We start from the raw sequence: 15,005 nt of genomic DNA on the forward strand, positions 1-15,005 counted from the left end.
ATGTTGGTTCGACTGCTTTATGCCAGCCGCGCAGCCCAGACGCTGACGCCCGACGTCATTGAGAGCATCCTGGCGGCCTCTCGCAAAACGAATCCCGCCCTTGGCGTGACCGGTCTGCTGTGCCACAGCGACGAGATCTTCATGCAGGTGCTGGAAGGGGGGCGCGACACGGTCAACCACCTCTACAGCCGCATCTGCAGGGACAGCCGCCACCGCGATGTGATCGTGCTGCACCATGAAGAGATCACCGAGCGGCGCTTCTCGAACTGGACGATGGGGCAAGTGAATTTGGAGCGGGTCAACCCGTCCATCTTGCTGAAGTATTCCGAGCGACCGGTGCTGGACCCGTATGCTGTCTCCGGCAAGGTGTCGATGGCCCTGCTGGATGAATTGCTGGCCACGGCCTCCATCATCAGCCGGTCAAATTGAGCACCGGGCACCCGACGCTGCTGGGCCTGGATTTCAGCTGCGCGCCCACACGGCGCAAGCCCTTGACCCTGGCCCAAGGGGTGCGCGCCGGCCATGCGGTCAAGCTGCTGGCCCTGGAAGCCCTGCCCAGCCTGGATGACTGGGCCACGCGCCTGCAGCCTGCCGGGATGGCGGCGGCAGGCTGGCCCCACGACTTCGTGATGGGCTGTGACTTCCCTTTTGGTCTGCCACGCCCCTTTGTGCAGGCCCTGGCGGCACACGGCCCCGGTGAGTCCTTCGCGAGCCTGCGTGAGGCACAGGCTTCGTTGGCCGAATGCGACCGGCTGATCGACGCTCTGCATGCGCATTGCGGCGACCGCGCCGGCTTTCAGCGCCTGATCGACGGCTGGGGGCAGACTTGGGATACGCCACGTCCTGCGGGCAGCAAGCTGCTGCACCGCGCAGCCGACCGCGCCGTGCCGGGCTTGTCGAGCACCAGCCCGCTGCAAACCCGCTATGTGCCGGTGGGCAAGATGTACTTCGAAGGCATGAAGCGCTTGGTGGACGCCGACGTGTGCCTGCCCGGGCTGCGCACGGGGCGCACCGATGCCATCGCGCTGGAGGCCTACCCGGGCCTGCTGGCAGGTGAGATCCTGGGACGCCGCAGCTACAAGAGCGAGACCGACGCCACGCCCGAGCGCCTGATCGCCCGTCTGGACCTGATCGACGCGCTGGAGCAGGGTCGCACCCGCCTGGGGCTGCGGCTCAAGCTGACGCCGGCCCAACGCGACCACCTGGCCGCTGACCCGAAAGGCGATCGCCTGGACGCGGTGCTGTGCCTGATGCAGGCAGCGTGGGCACATGCCCGGCATGAGGCCGGCGCCACACTCTGGGGCCTGTCGCCCGATCTGGACCCGGTCGAAGGGTGGATACTCACGGCATGAGTGAGACGATGTTTGACATGATCGAGGTGCAGGGCCAGCCGGCCGTGCGCGTGCAATCGCCCGATGGGGCCCAGGCGACCGTGCTGCTGCACGGCGCGCAGGTGATTTCGTGGATTCCCGCTGGCGGGGCGAACCAGCTGTACCTGTCGCCCGAGGCGGTGATCACCCCAGGCCAGGCGGTGCGCGGTGGCGTGCCGGTGGTGTTTCCGCAGTTCGCGCAACGGGGCCCGGACACCAGCCTGCCCCGCCATGGTCTGCTGCGCACCCGCGCGTGGACGGTGGAGAGCAGCCGCCAGGAAAAGGACCATGCCCAGCTGACGCTGGTGTTCGACGACAGCGCCGAGACGCGCGCGCTGTGGCCCCACAGCTTCACGGTGGAAATGACGGTGTCGGTGAGCAACACGCGCCTGGATCTGGAGCTGTATGTGCAGAACCCGGGTCAGACGCCGTGGTCCTTCACCGCGGCGCTGCACACCTACTTGGCGGTGTCGGACGTGACGCAGGTGCGCCTGCTGGGCCTGGAAGGCCGCCCCTTCGAGGACACGGTGCTGGACGAGCGCCACATCGAAGATCACCCGGAGAAGCGTTTCTACGGCGAATTCGACCGCATCTACAGCGGCGTGACCGACCTGCTGCTGCGCGATGGCCCCCGCCGCGTGAACATCACGCAGGCGGGCTGGCCCGACGCGGTGATCTGGAACCCGGGGCCGCAAAAGTGCGCCGCCCTGACGGACATGCCCGCTGCCGACTGGCAGCGCATGCTGTGCGTGGAAGCCGCAGCGGTGTTCGAGCCCATCACCCTGGGCCCTGAGGAAGAGTGGAGCGGGCGCCAAAGCTTGGTCTTGCTGACCGAGTGAAGCGTCCGCCAGCCTCGGTGGGTGGCAGGATCGCCCCGCTGGCCGCCCTTTACTGAGCGGCCGAGGCCCCCACCGGTGGCAAATCGAGCAGCTGGCGCACGTCGGCGGTGAGCTGCTCCAGCGGCATGCCGTAGCGGGCAAACAGGCGCACCTGTCCCTTCGGGTCGAAGATGTAAGAACCCGCGGTGTGGTCGATGGTGTAGCCGCCACTGGGCGTCTCGACCTTTTGGTAAAACACCTTGAACTCGCGGCTGACGGCCTGGATTTCTTCGGACGAGCCGGTCAAGCCCACGAAACTCGGGTCCATGGCCTGCAGGTAACCCTTGAGGACTTGCGGGGTGTCCCGCTCCGGGTCCACCGAGACAAACACGCCCTGCACCTTGTCCCCGTCCGGCCCCAGGCGGCGGCGCAGCTCGGCGAGCTCGGCCATGGTGGTGGGACACACGTCGGGGCACTGCGTGAAGCCGAAGAACACGAAGACGACCTTGCCTTTGAACTCGGACAGGTCGCGCAATCGCCCGTCGACATCCTTGAGGCGCAGTTTCTGAGCGTAGGTGGCGCCGGTGATGTCCACCCCATTGAACTTCAGACCCGCCTTGGGCTTGGTCATGTCGGAGATCTGGTCACAGGCACTCAGGCCCCAGGCCGCAGACAGGCTCAGGACGGTGGTGGCGGCCAGCATCAGGGTGCGGCGGCGGGACAAATCAAGAGACGAAACAGGCTTGCGGGTCATCGGGGCGCTCAGATCTTCCAGTAATGGTCGACCAGCAAGGCGGCAAACAACAGCATCAGGTAGATGATGGAGAAGCGGAAGGTCTTGCGGGCCAGTGCGTCACTGTAACGCCGCCACAGCCGGAAGGCATAGACCAGGAACAAGATCCCGAGGGTGAGCGCCGAGGCCAGGTAGAGCCAGCCGCTCATGCCGTAGATGAACGGCAGCAAGGTGCCCGCCAGCAGAACCAGGGTGTAGAGCAGCACATGCAGGCGCGTGAAGGCATTGCCATGGGTGACGGGCAGCATGGGCAGGCCGGCCTTGGCGTAGTCTTCGACGCGGTAGAGCGCCAACGCCCAGAAGTGCGGTGGCGTCCACAGGAAGATGATCAGGCAGAGCATGAGCGCTTCGGGCCCGACCTCGCCGCGCAGGGCGGCCCAGCCCAACACGGGCGGCATGGCGCCAGAAGCCCCGCCGATGACGATGTTCTGCGGGGTGAGGGGCTTGAGCACCACGGTGTAGACCACGGCATAGCCCACGAAGGTGGCCAGCGTCAGCCACATGGTCAGCAGGTTGACCCACAGGGCCAGGATGACCATGCCCAGGCTGCACAGCACGCCGCTGAACAGCAAGGTCTGGCGCCGGGACAGATCGCCGCGCGCGGTGGGGCGCCAGGCGGTGCGCTTCATGCGTGCGTCGATGCCCTGCTCGATCAGGCAGTTGAAGGCGGCGGCGGCCCCGGCCACCAGCCAGATGCCGACGCAGGCCGCGACCGCACGCAGCGCTTCGGCCTGGGTGGGCACGCCCGGCACGGCCAGCAGCATGCCGATGACCGCGCAAAAGACGATGAGCTGGACGACCTTGGGCTTGGTCAGCACATAGAACTGACGGAAGGGAGACAGCGGAGCCGGCGCCGGCAGCGCAACGGATGAGGACGCAGCAAGGGCATCTGACATGGGCATCCTTCGGTGGGTGAACACACTATGGGGTGGACACACGGGCCACGCCAGGGTGAAGTCCCTGATGCGACGGAGCCCGCGCGCCCACGGGCTCATGAACGAGGCGAGGCAAGACCAGCAGGCGCACCAGACGCCAGACCAACAAGGCGGCGCCCAGGGTGTGGGCCAGGGCGGCGGCCAGCGGCCAGCCCAGCACCACATTGCTCAGACCGCTGAGCAGCTGCCAGGCCAACAGGCCCCACAGCCACAGGCCTTCGCGGCGCCAGGGATGGAAAACCTCACTCGCTTCGGCTTGGCCATCGAATGGCGCATGGGCTTGAACTTTGGTTGCAGCGGCAGCGTCGGGGCACCAGGCACGCAGGGCTGCACCGTAGCGCCACAGGGCCACGAGGACGACAAGGGCCATGAGGCGATGGCTCATGTGGATGGCGGTGAGTGCGGCCATGCTGATCGGCTCGCCTTGACCGTTCTCACCCAGGGCGCGCAGCAGGTGAAAGCCGCTGGCGAAGTCCATCTCGGGCCACCACTGGCCCTGACAGGTGGGGATGTCGCTGCACACGAGCACGGCGTAGTTGGTGCTGACCCAGCCGCCCAGGGCCACCTGGGTCGACACCAGGGCGAGCACGAGCCAGCCCCAGCGTCGCAACGGGGCTTGGGCCCAGGCACGCAGGCTGCCCCCGAGGGAGCGGCTGCGGAGGACCTTGGCGGCTGAGTGTCCAGAGGGTCTCATGCCTTCCAGCACCCGCACCTGCGCAGTCAACAGGCCCACACCCAGCAAGGCGCCCAGCAGGTGCAAGGTGACGATGAGCGGCTGCAGCTTGAGCGTGACCGTGAGCGCGCCGAAGGCACCCTGCGCGCAGACCCACACAAAGGTGGCTGTGGCCCACCAGGGCGACAGGCTGCCACGGCGGTCACGCAGCCACCACCCTGCCAGCATCAGCCCCGTGATCAGCGCACCCACACCGGTGGCCAGGTAGCGGTGCGTCATCTCGATCCAGGCCTTGCTGTGCGTGACCGGCCCGTGAGGCAGCGCCGCCTGCTCGGCCGCGATCTGGGCGTGGGCGGCCCAGGGACTGGTCTGGCCGTAGCAGCCCGGCCAGTCGGGACAGCCCAGGCCAGAGTCGGTCAGGCGCGTGAAGGCACCGAACACCACCAGGTCGATGGTGAGAAACAAGGTGGCCACCGTCAGGGCATGCTGCCAAGCTGGCCAGCCTTTCAGGCCCGCGCGGCGGGCGCGCCACATCACGCCGCCTGCGGCCAGCAGCGCGAGCATCGCCCCGCACAAGGCCACTTCCAGCGCCGGGTTGAGGTTGATGAGGTCGATCATGCGGGGGCCCTCAACGGCCGGCCTCGTCCCACGACTCGCTGGCCTTGAGCAGGCGCATCAGGTCTTTCTTGATGCGCACCGGATCGGCATCGGCCGGGAAGCGCATCATCCAGTCCCCGCGGGGATCGACCAGGTACAGGTGACTGCTCAAGGTCTGGCCCACCTCGGGTTGCAACCAGTGCGACAGGCGCGTGGCGTCCACCCGTAGCGTCCAGGCCGAGGCCAACGCGGGCAGCAAGGCCGGTCGCACCTCAGCCTGATCGGGGATCAGCCAGACGCGATCGACCCGGTCCTTGTCGCGGCCGAGCACCTCGCGCAACTGACGCTGCAGGTAGAGTTGGCGTTCGCAGCCGGCATCGCAGGCCCCGCCCGCGACACTGACCAGCAACCATTGGCCTTGCAGGGCCTTGGCCGTCACGGTCTGCCCCTGCAGATCGGTGAAGGTCAATCCCGGCTCGGCCGACATCGGCTTGGGCGGAGTGATCAGCGTGCCGTGGTTGGTGCGCCCTTGCGGCTTGATGACGTAGTAGCTCAGGTAAGACGCGACGACCGGTGCGGCACACACGGCCCAGATCAGCAGCATCTTGAAGCGGCCCATGCGCGTGCGCTGGGCCGAGCCCGTGCCGGCAACGGGCAGGCTGTGGACGCTGAGTTGCAGCAGGGGGTTGGAAGGGGCTGCGTCAGGAGGCTGCATGGTGGGCACGTTGGGCAAGGCGTCGGGGACGGAAGATCTGGAACCACAGGGTCAATCCGGCAGCCAGGGCCGACAAGGCAAACCACTGCGCGGCATAGGCCAGGTGCTTGTCTCGCCCCAGGTCGGGGGCTGCCCACTGGCGACTCAGCAAGGTGTCCGGGCTCTGAGGTTCAGCTTGCACCTGAAGCACAGCGCCGGGAAGCGGGGATTGCCCCAGCCAGGCTTGCCAGAATGGCGCATCGACGTTCTGGCGGATGAGGGGCTGGGAGGGCGTGCCCGTGACCCCAGGCAGCGGCTCAACGCCCAACTGGTAGACGCGCGAGACCGAGGCCACCACCCGGCCGGGCACTGTGACCCGGCCGGTGGCGGTGGGCAGATCGGGCAAGCGTTGGCGATCACGCACGTCACGCGGGACCCAGCCGCGCTGCACCAGCAGCAGGCGCCCATCGCACGCGCTGCCTGGCGCATGCAGGCGCAAGGGCGTGAGCACCTCGAAGCCGGTGCGTCCGTCGTGCGTGCGGTTGTCAAGCCAGACGGTGCGCTCGGCAAGCCAGGTGCCAGTGAGCTGAGCGGGGCGTTGCACAGGCAAGGTCTGAGCGGCGCGACCGTCACACGGCCAGTCGGCCGACTGCCAGGCGGGCAGCTGCTGGCGCGTCTGGAGCAGGGTCTGCGCCTGCTGTTTCTCATCGGCGCGCCGCAACTGCCACTGGCCCAGCGCCGCAGTGGCCAACACCGTGACCACGCCAGCCACACACGCGATGACTCTCGAGGCACCTGGGGTCATCTCGCTGTGCTCACGTCCGTGCTGTGCCCATAATCGGGCCGCATGAAACTGATCTTTGCTCTGGCCTTGTTGGCCATCGTCGTCACCCTGGCCCTGGCGGGTCGGGCCATGTTGCGTGATCGGCAAACCGGCACCCCAGCCCCGCGCCGCATGATGCGGGCCCTGGCCTGGCGGGTGGGGCTGTCGGTGGCCTTGTTTATCTTCATCTGGATCGCGTATCAACTGGGCTGGATTCAACCGACCGGACTCCCGCTCAACCGGTGAGCCCGGCGGGTGGCGTGCTCCACCTCAAGTCCAGTAGACAACCACATACAGGCCCAGCCAGACCACGTCCACGAAGTGCCAGTACCAGGCCGCGCCTTCGAAGCCGAAGTGGCGCTCGGGCGTGAAATGACCACGCTGCAGACGCAGGGTGATGAAGAACAGCATCAACGCCCCCACGAACACATGCAGGCCGTGGAAACCGGTGAGCATGAAGAAGGTGGAGCCGTAGATGCCCGATGACAGCTTGAGGTTGAGGTGGGTATAGGCCTCGAAGTACTCATAGCCTTGCAGACACAGGAACGAGGCGCCCAGCAAGACAGTGAGCCACATGAAGCCCACGGTCTTGGCGCGCTGGTTCGCCAGCAAGGCGTGGTGCGCGATGGTGAGCGTGACCCCGGAGGTCAGCAGCAAGGCCGTGTTGATGGTCGGCAGCGGCCAGGGCCCCATGGTGCGGAAGGGCTCGACGGTGCCCGCCGGCGAGGCGGTGTAGCCCGGAGCATCCGAGGGCCAGATGGCCTTGAAGTCGGGCCACAGCAGCGCGTTGTCGATGCTGCCCAGGTTGGGCAGCACGTGCAGGCGAGCCCAGTACAGCGCACCGAAGAAAGCACCGAAGAACATCACCTCGGAGAAGATGAACCAGGCCATGGCCCAGCGGTAGGACACGTCGATGCGCTGGCTGTACAGGCCGCTCTCGCTCTCGCGGATGGCATCCCCAAACCACTGCTTGAGCACCACGGCCCACCACAGCAGGCCAAAGGCCAGCGAGTAGGCGCCCCAGCCCACACCATTGACCCACTGCCCTGCCCCGAGGATGACGAAGAACAGGCCGATGGCCGCCATCACCGGATGCCGGGAGGGCCCAGGCACGAAGTAGTACGGGGCCTGTCCTTTGGGAACCGCTGTCGACATGTTGTGCTCCTGGGCTGACATTTACTGGGCGATGCCGCTGGCGATGATCCATCGCACCAGCCACACCAGCCCCAAGACGAACACCAGGGCGGCCAGCACCCCAGCGACGATGACGTGCACCGGATTGATCCGGGCCACATCCTGCGCGTAGTCACTGGACTTGCGCACCCCGAAAAACGACCACGCCACAGCCTTGAGCGTTTGCCAGAACGAGCCGGGACGTTGGGCGGCCTGACGCAGGTCGTCGCTCATACCGCCCCCTTGGGCGCGGCGGGCACCTTGCCGCCCACCTCGAAGAAGGTGTAGGACAGCGTGATGGTGGCCACGTCCTTCGGCAGCTTGGGGTCGATCACGAAGGTGACCGGCCAGCGCTTGCTCTCCCCCGGCTTCAGCGTGTGCTCGGCAAAGCAGAAGCACTCCAGCTTGTTGAAGTGCGAGGTAGCCTGCTTGGGCGCATAGCTGGGGATGGCCTGCGCAGCCATCGGACGGGCCTGCCGGTTGTGAAACTCGTACATCACGGTCATGAGCTCGCCAGGATGCACCTGCACCGAGCGCACGGCCGGCTTGAAGTCCCAGGGGCCACGCGCGTTGGCATCGAACTCGATGGTGATGCTGCGGCTGCGATCGACCTGGGTATTGGGCTGGACCGACGAGGTCGCCCCCGGGATCTGCCGGTCGCCCAGGCTGAGCACATTGATGCCCAGCGCCGCGCAGATGTGGCGGTACATCGGCACCATGGCGTAGCCAAAGCCGAACATGAGCGTCGTGATCACCGTGAGCTTGCCCACCATGGCCAGATTGGCCTGCCGCAGGCCCAAACGCGCGCGTTTCGGGCTGTGGTGGCGGGATGGGGAGTGCGTCGACTCGGACATGGGCGCGGGCAGACTGAAGGCGAGAAGCGGCTGGGCCTCAGTGAGACGACAGCAGCATGATCTTGGCGACGAAGCCAATGAAGAACGTCGCTGCCACAGACGCCAGGATCAAGGCCAAACGCACATTGCGCCGGCGGCCCAGCTTGATGGAAGGGGTGACACTCATGGAACGCTCCTCCTCAGAACTTCACGCAACATCAACCGGCGCCAGCCCGACTCAGCCCACCACACGCGTGGCCGACGGGTCGAGCTTGGGTGGCGTTTCGAACGTGTGGAAGGGCGCGGGTGAGGGCACCTCCCACTCCAGACCTTCCGCGCCGTCCCAGGGCTTGGCCGGGGCCGGTTCGCCCTTGCCACGCATGGCTGGAATCAGCACGCCAAAGATGAAGTACACCTGCGCGAAACCGAAGGCGAAGGCCCCCACCGAGGCGATCGCATTGAAGTCGGCGAATTGCATGGGGTAGTCAGCGTAACGACGCGGCATGCCCGCCAGCCCCAGAAAGTGCATGGGGAAGAAGGTAACGTTGAACGCGATCAGCGACCACCAGAAGTGCAGCTTGCCCTTCCACTCCGGCACCATCACCCCGGTCCACTTGGGCGCCCAGTAGTAGAAGGCCCCGAACAGCGCAAACAGCGAGCCAGCCACCAGCACATAGTGGAAGTGCGCCACCACGTAATAGGTGTCCTGCACCTGGATGTCAATGGGGGCGACGGCCAGGATCAGACCGGTGAAGCCGCCCATGGTGAACACGAAGATGAAGCCCACCGCCCACAGCATCGGACTCTCGAAACTCATGGAGCCCCGCCACATGGTGGCCACCCAGTTGAAGATCTTCACGCCCGTGGGCACCGAGATCAGCATGGTGGCGTACATGAAAAAGAGCTGGCCCGTCACCGGCATGCCGGTGGCAAACATGTGGTGCGCCCACACGATGAAGCTCAGGATGGCGATGGAGGCGGTGGCGTACACCATCGAGGTGTAGCCGAACAGGCGCTTGCGGGCGAAGGCCGGCACGATCTGGCTGATGATGCCGAAGGCCGGCAAGATCATGATGTAGACCTCGGGGTGACCGAAGAACCAGAAGATGTGCTGATACATGACCGGGTCACCGCCACCGGCCGGATTGAAGAAGCTGGTGCCAAAGTGGCGGTCGGTCAGCGTCATCGTGATGGCGCCCGCCAGCACCGGCATCACGGCGATCAGCAGGTAGGCCGTGATCAACCAGGTCCAGGCGAACATCGGCATCTTCATCAGCGTCATGCCAGGGGCGCGCATGTTGAGGATGGTCACGATGATGTTGATCGAGCCCATGATGGACGAGGCGCCCAGCAGGTGCATGGCGAAGATGCCGGCGTCCATCGACGGGCCCATCTGCAGGGTCAAGGGCGCGTACAGCGTCCAGCCGGCAGCGGGGGCCCCGCCGGGCATGAAGAAGGAGCCCACCAGCAAGCAGGCGGCCGGGATCATCAGCCAGAAGCTGAAGTTGTTCATGCGCGCAAAGGCCATGTCGGAAGCGCCGATCTGCAGCGGCAGCATCCAGTTGGCCATGCCCACGAAGGCCGGCATGATGGCCCCGAACACCATGATGATGCCGTGCATGGTGGTGAGCTGGTTGAACAACTCGGGGTTGACCAGTTGCAGACCGGGCTGAAACAGCTCGGCCCGGATGCCCAGCGCCAGCACCCCGCCGATCATCAGCATGGTCAGAGAGAACAGCAGGTACAGCGTACCGATGTCCTTGTGGTTGGTGGCAAACACCCAGCGCCGCCAGCCGTGCGGATGGCCGTGGTCATCGTGGGGATGCTCACCGTGGCCGGCGTGATCCAGAACTGCGCTCATGAATGGTCCTTTCCTGATCCTGTAAGGCGCGGGGCCTGCTTCACTTGCGCGCCGCCATCACCTCGGCGGGCTGTACGGTTTGGCCCGTCTTGTTGGACCAGTGGTTCTTGGTGTACGTGATCACCGCAGCGATCTCTGTGTCCGACAGCTGGCGCCAGGCCGGCATGATGTTGTTCTGGCCGTTGAGCAGCACATGGATCTGCTTGCCTTGGTCGGCGTCCAGCACCACCGCCGAGCCGTCCAGCGGTTTGATGGCGCCGGCGCCCTTGCCGTTGGGCTGATGGCAGGCGGCACAGTTGGCGGCGTAGACCTTCTCGCCGCGAGCGAGCAACTCGTCTTGCGTCCAGACCTTGTTGGGATCATCGGCCTTGGCCTGCATGGCCTTGTGCTGCTCGGCCACCCAGGCGGCGTAGTCTTCGGCGCCCAGCACCCGCACATGGATGGGCATGTAAGCGTGTTCCTTGCCACACAGCTCGGCGCACTGGCCGTAGTAGTCGCCCACCTTCTCAGCGCGGAACCAGGTGTCGCGCACGAAGCCGGGGATCGCATCCTGCTTGATGCCAAAGGCCGGCACCATGAAGGAGTGGATCACGTCGTTGGCCGTGGTGATGATGCGGATCTTGCGATCCACCGGCACCACCAGCGGGTTGTCCACCTTGAGCAGGTAGTTGTCTCCCTGCGGTGTGCCGGCATCCGACAAGGCGCGCTGTGAGGCGTCCAGTGTGGAAAGCATCGAGATGCCCTCGCCCTCGCCCTTCAGGTAGTCGTAGCCCCACTTCCATTGGTAGCCGGTGGCCTTGATGGTGAGGTCGGCATTGGTGGTGTCTTTCTGGGCCACCACCACCTTGGTCGCGGGCAGGGCCATGCCGATCACGATGATGAAGGGGATGACCGTCCAGATGATTTCGACCGTGGTCGATTCGTGGAAGGTGGCGGGCTTGGCGCCCTTGGACTTGCGGTGCTTGAAGATGGCGTAGAACATCACGCCAAACACGCCGAGGAAGATGGCGCCGCAGATGTACAGCATCATGTAGTGCAGCCATTGCTGCTCGGCGGCGATGCGCGTGACCGGCGGGTGCAGGTCGAGTTGCCGAACGGCAGGCCCCCCGGGCAGATCATTGACAGCCCAACTGGCCTGCGCCATCAGGAGGAACAACCAGCCAGCGAGTGGGCGACTCAGTGAAGACAGGCGCTGTGCCCAAGATCCAAACGAACGAACTGCAAACCCGGGCACATAGCTCATGTGTTGACTCGTCGTGGTTGAACGGGGTCCTCACGGACCCGTACACGGCCCTGGGATCACCCTGAAGCCGTACACCGACCCACCCTGCGTATAGTTGTGCAACGCAAGGTGTTCAACTCATTCTAGTCAGCGACTTGCGCTACCTCAACCGGGAATGCGCGATTCCATGCTATGAATTACCCGTGGTTTGCATGGGAATGCATCACCCTGTGACGACTTGTGTCAGCCCGGCTTGTCGCCCTGGCGGATCATGCGTTTCATGTCCTGCAGGGACACACGGGCCTCGGCCTCCACCTTGATGCGCGGCGTGGGCTTGATGGCGTGGCCGTACACCAGCTCGACGGTCAGCCCCAAGCGGCCGTCGGGTCGCATCAGGCGCTCGCGCAGGGCGTCGAGCAGGCGCTGACGCCAACGCGGCGTCCGCAAACCGGCAAAGCGGCCTTGGGCCACGTTGCCACCCCAGGTTCGCAGTTCGGCCAACAGGGCCTCTGGCGTTTCCCAGGTCAGGGTCAGGCGCTCCATGTCCATCACCGGATCGGCAAAACCGGCCTGCACCAGCTCGTCGCCCAGGTCGTGCATGTCAATGAAGTCGATGGTGGGCAAGGGCCAGCCCAGCGCGGCGTACACGGCGCGCAGTTCGCGGGCGGTGTCGGGCCCCAGGCCGGAGCACATCAGAAAGCCGTTGATGGCCAGGTGCTCATACCAGCGGCGCATCAGGCCAGGCAGGTCGGCGCTGGCGTGCAGGGTCATGTTGGCCCAGAGCATCTGCGCGCCATCGGCGCCGTCGCGGCGCCACGGCGCATCGGCAGGCACGGGCTCCACATGGGCCTGCGGCACCTCGCGCCGCCACAGCTTGCGCCAATCGCGCGGGGCGGTCTGTGCCAGTTGGGCCTGGCTGCGCTGCGCCAGCTCGCCCGAGGGCTCGACCACCCAGCGCTGCGCCTGGGGGTACTGCGCCTGCACCAACTCAGCGCCAGCCCCCAGAAAGGCCGACCAGTCGATCCAGTCCTGGGGCTGCAGGCGAATGGGCGCCAGCTTGGCCGCGAGGCGGCGCGCTGCTTCCTGATGGAGCCAGGGGGCTTCGGGCAAGGCGGCCAGGCGACGCGTCTGGCGCTGCAGGGCGCGCCGGTGGGGAGCGCAGGCGGGCGAGGCCGAAACGGCGGCAGAAGAAGAGTCGGACATGGGATGAAAAGGCGCTGAAGCCCCCACTGCGGGCGATGGCGCACGCTCGGGATGCATCAGTATATTGAGCCCATGCCAACCGTGCTGTCACCCGGGGCTTCTCGCCTGCGCGCCTGGCTGAGCGCCTGCGGTCTGCCCACCCACCTTCCCACCACTTGTCTGATGTGCAGCCAGTGGCAGGCTCAGCCCCTGTGTCAAGCCTGCGTGGACCGTTGGCTGCGCCCGGTGCCGCGCTGCGTGCGCTGCGCCATCGCCCTGCGGGGCCACGTCGCCGATGGGGTCTGCCCCGCTTGCGAAGACCAGTCACCTGAGTTTGACCGGGCCATTGCCGCCCTGGACTACGCGGCCCCCTGGATGGGCGTGCTGTCTCGCCTCAAGTTTCAGGAAGGCACCGCACTGGCACGGCCACTGGCCGGACTCATGCAGCAAGCCATCGCACAGCGCCCTCACAGGGTCGACCTGATCGTCCCGGTTCCCCTGTCGCGCACTCGCCTGCTGGAGCGCGGCTACAACCAGACCTGGCTGCTCGCACAGCACCTGTCGGCCAGCCTGCGGCACCCCACGCGCCACGATGTGTTGCAACGCGCCCGGCACACCGAGCGACTCATGAGCCTGGATGCCGAGGCGCGGCGCGCTCAGATTGCGGGGGCTTTCGAGGTGCCGGAGACCGCCCTGCCCCACATTCAACGCCGCCACATTGCCGTGGTCGACGATGTACTCACCACCGGCGCCACCTTGAACGAGGTCGCCCACACGCTGCGGGAGGCGGGGGCAAGGAGCGTCTCAGCCTGGGTGCTGGCACGCACGCCCGCCCCCGATCGCTCACGCGCTCATGCGACGGAGTCAGGGTTGGCAGAAGTCGTCCACTCATTGAGCAGACGGTAACCCAGCGCCAGCAATGTCGGCCCCAGAAAGACGCCGATCACGCCGAAAGCCAGCACGCCGCCCAGCACCCCCAGCAGCACCACCGCAAAGGGCAGACGCGAGCCGCGGCTGATGATGAAGGGCTTGATGACGTTGTCCACGGTACTGACCAGGAAAAAGCCCCAGGCCGCCACGAACACCGCCCAGCCCAGCTCGCCTTGCTGGAACAGCCAGATGGCGGCCCCGCCCCACACCAGGGGTGGGCCCACCGGGATCACCGAGAAGAAGAAGGTCACCACGCCCAGCAGCATGGCCGCCGGCACGCCCGCGACCAGGAAGCCGATGGCGGCCAGCACCCCCTGGGCCAAGGCTGTGCCGAGGATGCCGTAAATCACCCCGTTGACCGTGCCCTGGGTGATGTCGATCAGGTAGCCCGCGCGTGCGCCGGCCAGGCGTGACAGCGCCACGCGCAAGCGCAACGCCAGCGACTCCCCGTGCAGGAACAGAAAGAAGGCCAGGAACACCGACAACCCCAGATCGATCACACCCTTGCCCACCACCCGCCCAGTGTCCAGAGCCAGCTTCTGCGCCGGATCGGCCAGCTTGCTCAGCTCAACCATCAGGCGCTTGCCATCGTGCGCCAGGCGCTGCCAGTACTCAAAGAGAGAGTCGCCAACCAGCGGCAGTTTTCGCAACCAGGCCGGCGCATCGGGCAAGCCGCTGTTCATCAAGTTGGCAACACCCTGCCCCATTTGCGCAATGTTGTCGGCCAATCCAAAAGCCAGCGCCGTCACCGGGCCCAACACGACCAGGGTGATCAAGGCCGTGACCAGACTGGCCGCCATCACCCGCCGCCCTTTCAACAGGCGATCCAGCCACAGCAGCGCGGGCCAGCAGGTTGACGCCAGAATGGCCGCCCAGGCCAGCGAGCTCATGAAGGGCCACAGCACATAGACACAGCCGACTCCGAGAAGAGTCAGGGCCACGATGGCCAGGAGACGGTCGGCGCGGAGAGGATCCATGTGTCGAGAAAGCGGGTTGGATGAGATAGGTGTGGCGCAACTTTCGCAGAAAGCATTGTCGCTGTCATTGGCCGCCACACACGCTCCGCACACCCGCCCCCTTGACGCCACGGGCCATCGTTGC

At 66.2% G+C, this 15,005-nt stretch carries 18 protein-coding genes; 5 read left to right on the forward strand and 13 right to left on the reverse strand.

Annotation, left to right across the window (positions count from 1 at the left end; genetic code table 11):
* From AC3WW4_RS14780 to AC3WW4_RS14790, 3 genes are read left to right on the forward strand one after another with little or no spacing between them, the layout of a single operon-like run.
* Window positions 1-429 (forward strand): BLUF domain-containing protein, encoded by a 429-nt coding sequence (locus AC3WW4_RS14780; RefSeq protein ID WP_488829222.1) that lies wholly within the window; start codon window positions 1-3, stop codon window positions 427-429.
* The gene (locus tag AC3WW4_RS14785; protein WP_488829223.1) at window positions 426-1,352 is read left to right on the forward strand and encodes a DUF429 domain-containing protein; all 927 of its coding nucleotides are present in this window, start codon (window positions 426-428) and stop codon (window positions 1,350-1,352) included. The genes AC3WW4_RS14780 and AC3WW4_RS14785 overlap by 4 nt, the downstream gene beginning before the upstream one ends.
* The gene (locus AC3WW4_RS14790) at window positions 1,349-2,209 is read left to right on the forward strand and encodes a D-hexose-6-phosphate mutarotase (RefSeq protein WP_488829224.1); all 861 of its coding nucleotides are present in this window, start codon (window positions 1,349-1,351) and stop codon (window positions 2,207-2,209) included. Before AC3WW4_RS14785 ends, AC3WW4_RS14790 begins: the two co-directional genes overlap by 4 nt.
* A gap of 49 nt (window positions 2,210-2,258) precedes the next feature.
* Here the strand turns inward: AC3WW4_RS14790 and AC3WW4_RS14795 are convergent, their stop codons facing one another.
* From AC3WW4_RS14795 to AC3WW4_RS14815, 5 genes are read right to left on the reverse strand one after another with little or no spacing between them, the layout of a single operon-like run.
* Entirely contained in the window at window positions 2,259-2,942 is a 684-nt protein-coding gene (locus AC3WW4_RS14795) for an SCO family protein (protein WP_488829225.1), read from the reverse strand.
* An 8-nt stretch (window positions 2,943-2,950) separates the two neighbouring features.
* A complete protein-coding gene (cyoE, locus tag AC3WW4_RS14800) occupies window positions 2,951-3,877 on the reverse strand; it encodes a heme o synthase (RefSeq protein ID WP_488829226.1) in 927 nt (308 codons plus the stop codon).
* Window positions 3,878-3,902: 25 nt separating this feature from the next.
* Window positions 3,903-5,207, reverse strand: coding sequence for a COX15/CtaA family protein (locus tag AC3WW4_RS14805; protein ID WP_488829227.1), 1,305 nt, complete (start codon window positions 5,205-5,207; stop codon window positions 3,903-3,905).
* A gap of 10 nt (window positions 5,208-5,217) precedes the next feature.
* The gene (locus tag AC3WW4_RS14810; protein ID WP_488829228.1) at window positions 5,218-5,901 is read right to left on the reverse strand and encodes an SCO family protein; all 684 of its coding nucleotides are present in this window, start codon (window positions 5,899-5,901) and stop codon (window positions 5,218-5,220) included.
* Window positions 5,888-6,685 carry an SURF1 family protein gene (locus AC3WW4_RS14815; protein ID WP_488829229.1) on the reverse strand — a complete coding sequence of 266 codons (798 nt, stop codon included), beginning with the start codon at window positions 6,683-6,685 and terminating at the stop codon, window positions 5,888-5,890. Before AC3WW4_RS14815 ends, AC3WW4_RS14810 begins: the two co-directional genes overlap by 14 nt.
* 42 nt (window positions 6,686-6,727) lie before the next feature.
* Between AC3WW4_RS14815 and AC3WW4_RS14820 the strand changes: the two genes are divergently transcribed.
* Entirely contained in the window at window positions 6,728-6,949 is a 222-nt protein-coding gene (locus AC3WW4_RS14820) for a DUF2909 domain-containing protein (RefSeq protein ID WP_488829230.1), read from the forward strand.
* 24 nt (window positions 6,950-6,973) lie between these two features.
* Here the strand turns inward: AC3WW4_RS14820 and AC3WW4_RS14825 are convergent, their stop codons facing one another.
* The 7 genes from AC3WW4_RS14825 to AC3WW4_RS14855 form a co-directional block, all read right to left on the reverse strand.
* Window positions 6,974-7,858, reverse strand: coding sequence for a cytochrome c oxidase subunit 3 (locus AC3WW4_RS14825; RefSeq protein ID WP_488829231.1), 885 nt, complete (start codon window positions 7,856-7,858; stop codon window positions 6,974-6,976).
* A 21-nt stretch (window positions 7,859-7,879) separates the two neighbouring features.
* A complete protein-coding gene (locus AC3WW4_RS14830) occupies window positions 7,880-8,110 on the reverse strand; it encodes a DUF2970 domain-containing protein (RefSeq protein ID WP_488829232.1) in 231 nt (76 codons plus the stop codon).
* Window positions 8,107-8,649, reverse strand: a complete 543-nt coding sequence (locus tag AC3WW4_RS14835) for a cytochrome c oxidase assembly protein (protein WP_488829769.1) — start codon at window positions 8,647-8,649, stop codon at window positions 8,107-8,109. The genes AC3WW4_RS14830 and AC3WW4_RS14835 overlap by 4 nt, the downstream gene beginning before the upstream one ends.
* 118 nt (window positions 8,650-8,767) lie before the next feature.
* Window positions 8,768-8,896 carry a cytochrome oxidase small assembly protein gene (locus tag AC3WW4_RS14840; RefSeq protein WP_488829233.1) on the reverse strand — a complete coding sequence of 43 codons (129 nt, stop codon included), beginning with the start codon at window positions 8,894-8,896 and terminating at the stop codon, window positions 8,768-8,770.
* A gap of 51 nt (window positions 8,897-8,947) precedes the next feature.
* A complete protein-coding gene (ctaD, locus tag AC3WW4_RS14845) occupies window positions 8,948-10,570 on the reverse strand; it encodes a cytochrome c oxidase subunit I (protein ID WP_488829234.1) in 1,623 nt (540 codons plus the stop codon).
* A 40-nt stretch (window positions 10,571-10,610) separates the two neighbouring features.
* On the reverse strand, window positions 10,611-11,714 hold the full coding sequence (gene coxB, locus AC3WW4_RS14850) for a cytochrome c oxidase subunit II (RefSeq protein ID WP_488829770.1): 1,104 nt from the start codon (window positions 11,712-11,714) through the stop codon (window positions 10,611-10,613).
* A gap of 321 nt (window positions 11,715-12,035) precedes the next feature.
* Window positions 12,036-12,995, reverse strand: a complete 960-nt coding sequence (locus tag AC3WW4_RS14855) for a class I SAM-dependent methyltransferase (RefSeq protein ID WP_488829235.1) — start codon at window positions 12,993-12,995, stop codon at window positions 12,036-12,038.
* Window positions 12,996-13,067: 72 nt separating this feature from the next.
* Between AC3WW4_RS14855 and AC3WW4_RS14860 the strand changes: the two genes are divergently transcribed.
* Entirely contained in the window at window positions 13,068-13,880 is an 813-nt protein-coding gene (locus AC3WW4_RS14860) for a ComF family protein (RefSeq protein WP_488829236.1), read from the forward strand.
* On the opposite strand, the gene AC3WW4_RS14865 is transcribed toward AC3WW4_RS14860, so the two are convergent.
* Complete coding sequence (locus tag AC3WW4_RS14865) at window positions 13,826-14,881, reverse strand: AI-2E family transporter (protein ID WP_488829237.1); 1,056 nt, start codon at window positions 14,879-14,881, stop codon at window positions 13,826-13,828. The two genes, AC3WW4_RS14860 and AC3WW4_RS14865, sit on opposite strands and share 55 nt — an antisense overlap.
* Between the last annotated feature and the right edge of the window lie 124 nt (window positions 14,882-15,005).

This window comes from Aquabacterium sp. TM01 (assembly GCF_057808345.1).

Bases quoted from the DNA above. Each gene is read 5' to 3' on its own strand.
- AC3WW4_RS14780 (WP_488829222.1), top strand. From the start codon at position 1: ATGTTGGTTCGACTGCTTTATGCCAGCCGCGCAGCCCAGACGCTGACG.
- AC3WW4_RS14865 (WP_488829237.1), bottom strand. From the start codon at position 14,881: ATGGATCCTCTCCGCGCCGACCGTCTCCTGGCCATCGTGGCCCTGACT.
- AC3WW4_RS14830 (WP_488829232.1), bottom strand. From the start codon at position 8,110: ATGAGCGACGACCTGCGTCAGGCCGCCCAACGTCCCGGCTCGTTCTGG.
- coxB (WP_488829770.1), bottom strand. From the start codon at position 11,714: ATGGCGCAGGCCAGTTGGGCTGTCAATGATCTGCCCGGGGGGCCTGCC.
- AC3WW4_RS14810 (WP_488829228.1), bottom strand. From the start codon at position 5,901: ATGCAGCCTCCTGACGCAGCCCCTTCCAACCCCCTGCTGCAACTCAGC.
- AC3WW4_RS14820 (WP_488829230.1), top strand. From the start codon at position 6,728: ATGAAACTGATCTTTGCTCTGGCCTTGTTGGCCATCGTCGTCACCCTG.
- AC3WW4_RS14790 (WP_488829224.1), top strand. From the start codon at position 1,349: ATGAGTGAGACGATGTTTGACATGATCGAGGTGCAGGGCCAGCCGGCC.
- AC3WW4_RS14835 (WP_488829769.1), bottom strand. From the start codon at position 8,649: ATGGTGGGCAAGCTCACGGTGATCACGACGCTCATGTTCGGCTTTGGC.
- AC3WW4_RS14805 (WP_488829227.1), bottom strand. From the start codon at position 5,207: ATGATCGACCTCATCAACCTCAACCCGGCGCTGGAAGTGGCCTTGTGC.
- AC3WW4_RS14795 (WP_488829225.1), bottom strand. From the start codon at position 2,942: ATGACCCGCAAGCCTGTTTCGTCTCTTGATTTGTCCCGCCGCCGCACC.
- AC3WW4_RS14825 (WP_488829231.1), bottom strand. From the start codon at position 7,858: ATGTCGACAGCGGTTCCCAAAGGACAGGCCCCGTACTACTTCGTGCCT.
- AC3WW4_RS14855 (WP_488829235.1), bottom strand. From the start codon at position 12,995: ATGTCCGACTCTTCTTCTGCCGCCGTTTCGGCCTCGCCCGCCTGCGCT.
- AC3WW4_RS14840 (WP_488829233.1), bottom strand. From the start codon at position 8,896: ATGAGTGTCACCCCTTCCATCAAGCTGGGCCGCCGGCGCAATGTGCGT.
- cyoE (WP_488829226.1), bottom strand. From the start codon at position 3,877: ATGTCAGATGCCCTTGCTGCGTCCTCATCCGTTGCGCTGCCGGCGCCG.
- ctaD (WP_488829234.1), bottom strand. From the start codon at position 10,570: ATGAGCGCAGTTCTGGATCACGCCGGCCACGGTGAGCATCCCCACGAT.
- AC3WW4_RS14860 (WP_488829236.1), top strand. From the start codon at position 13,068: ATGCCAACCGTGCTGTCACCCGGGGCTTCTCGCCTGCGCGCCTGGCTG.
- AC3WW4_RS14815 (WP_488829229.1), bottom strand. From the start codon at position 6,685: ATGACCCCAGGTGCCTCGAGAGTCATCGCGTGTGTGGCTGGCGTGGTC.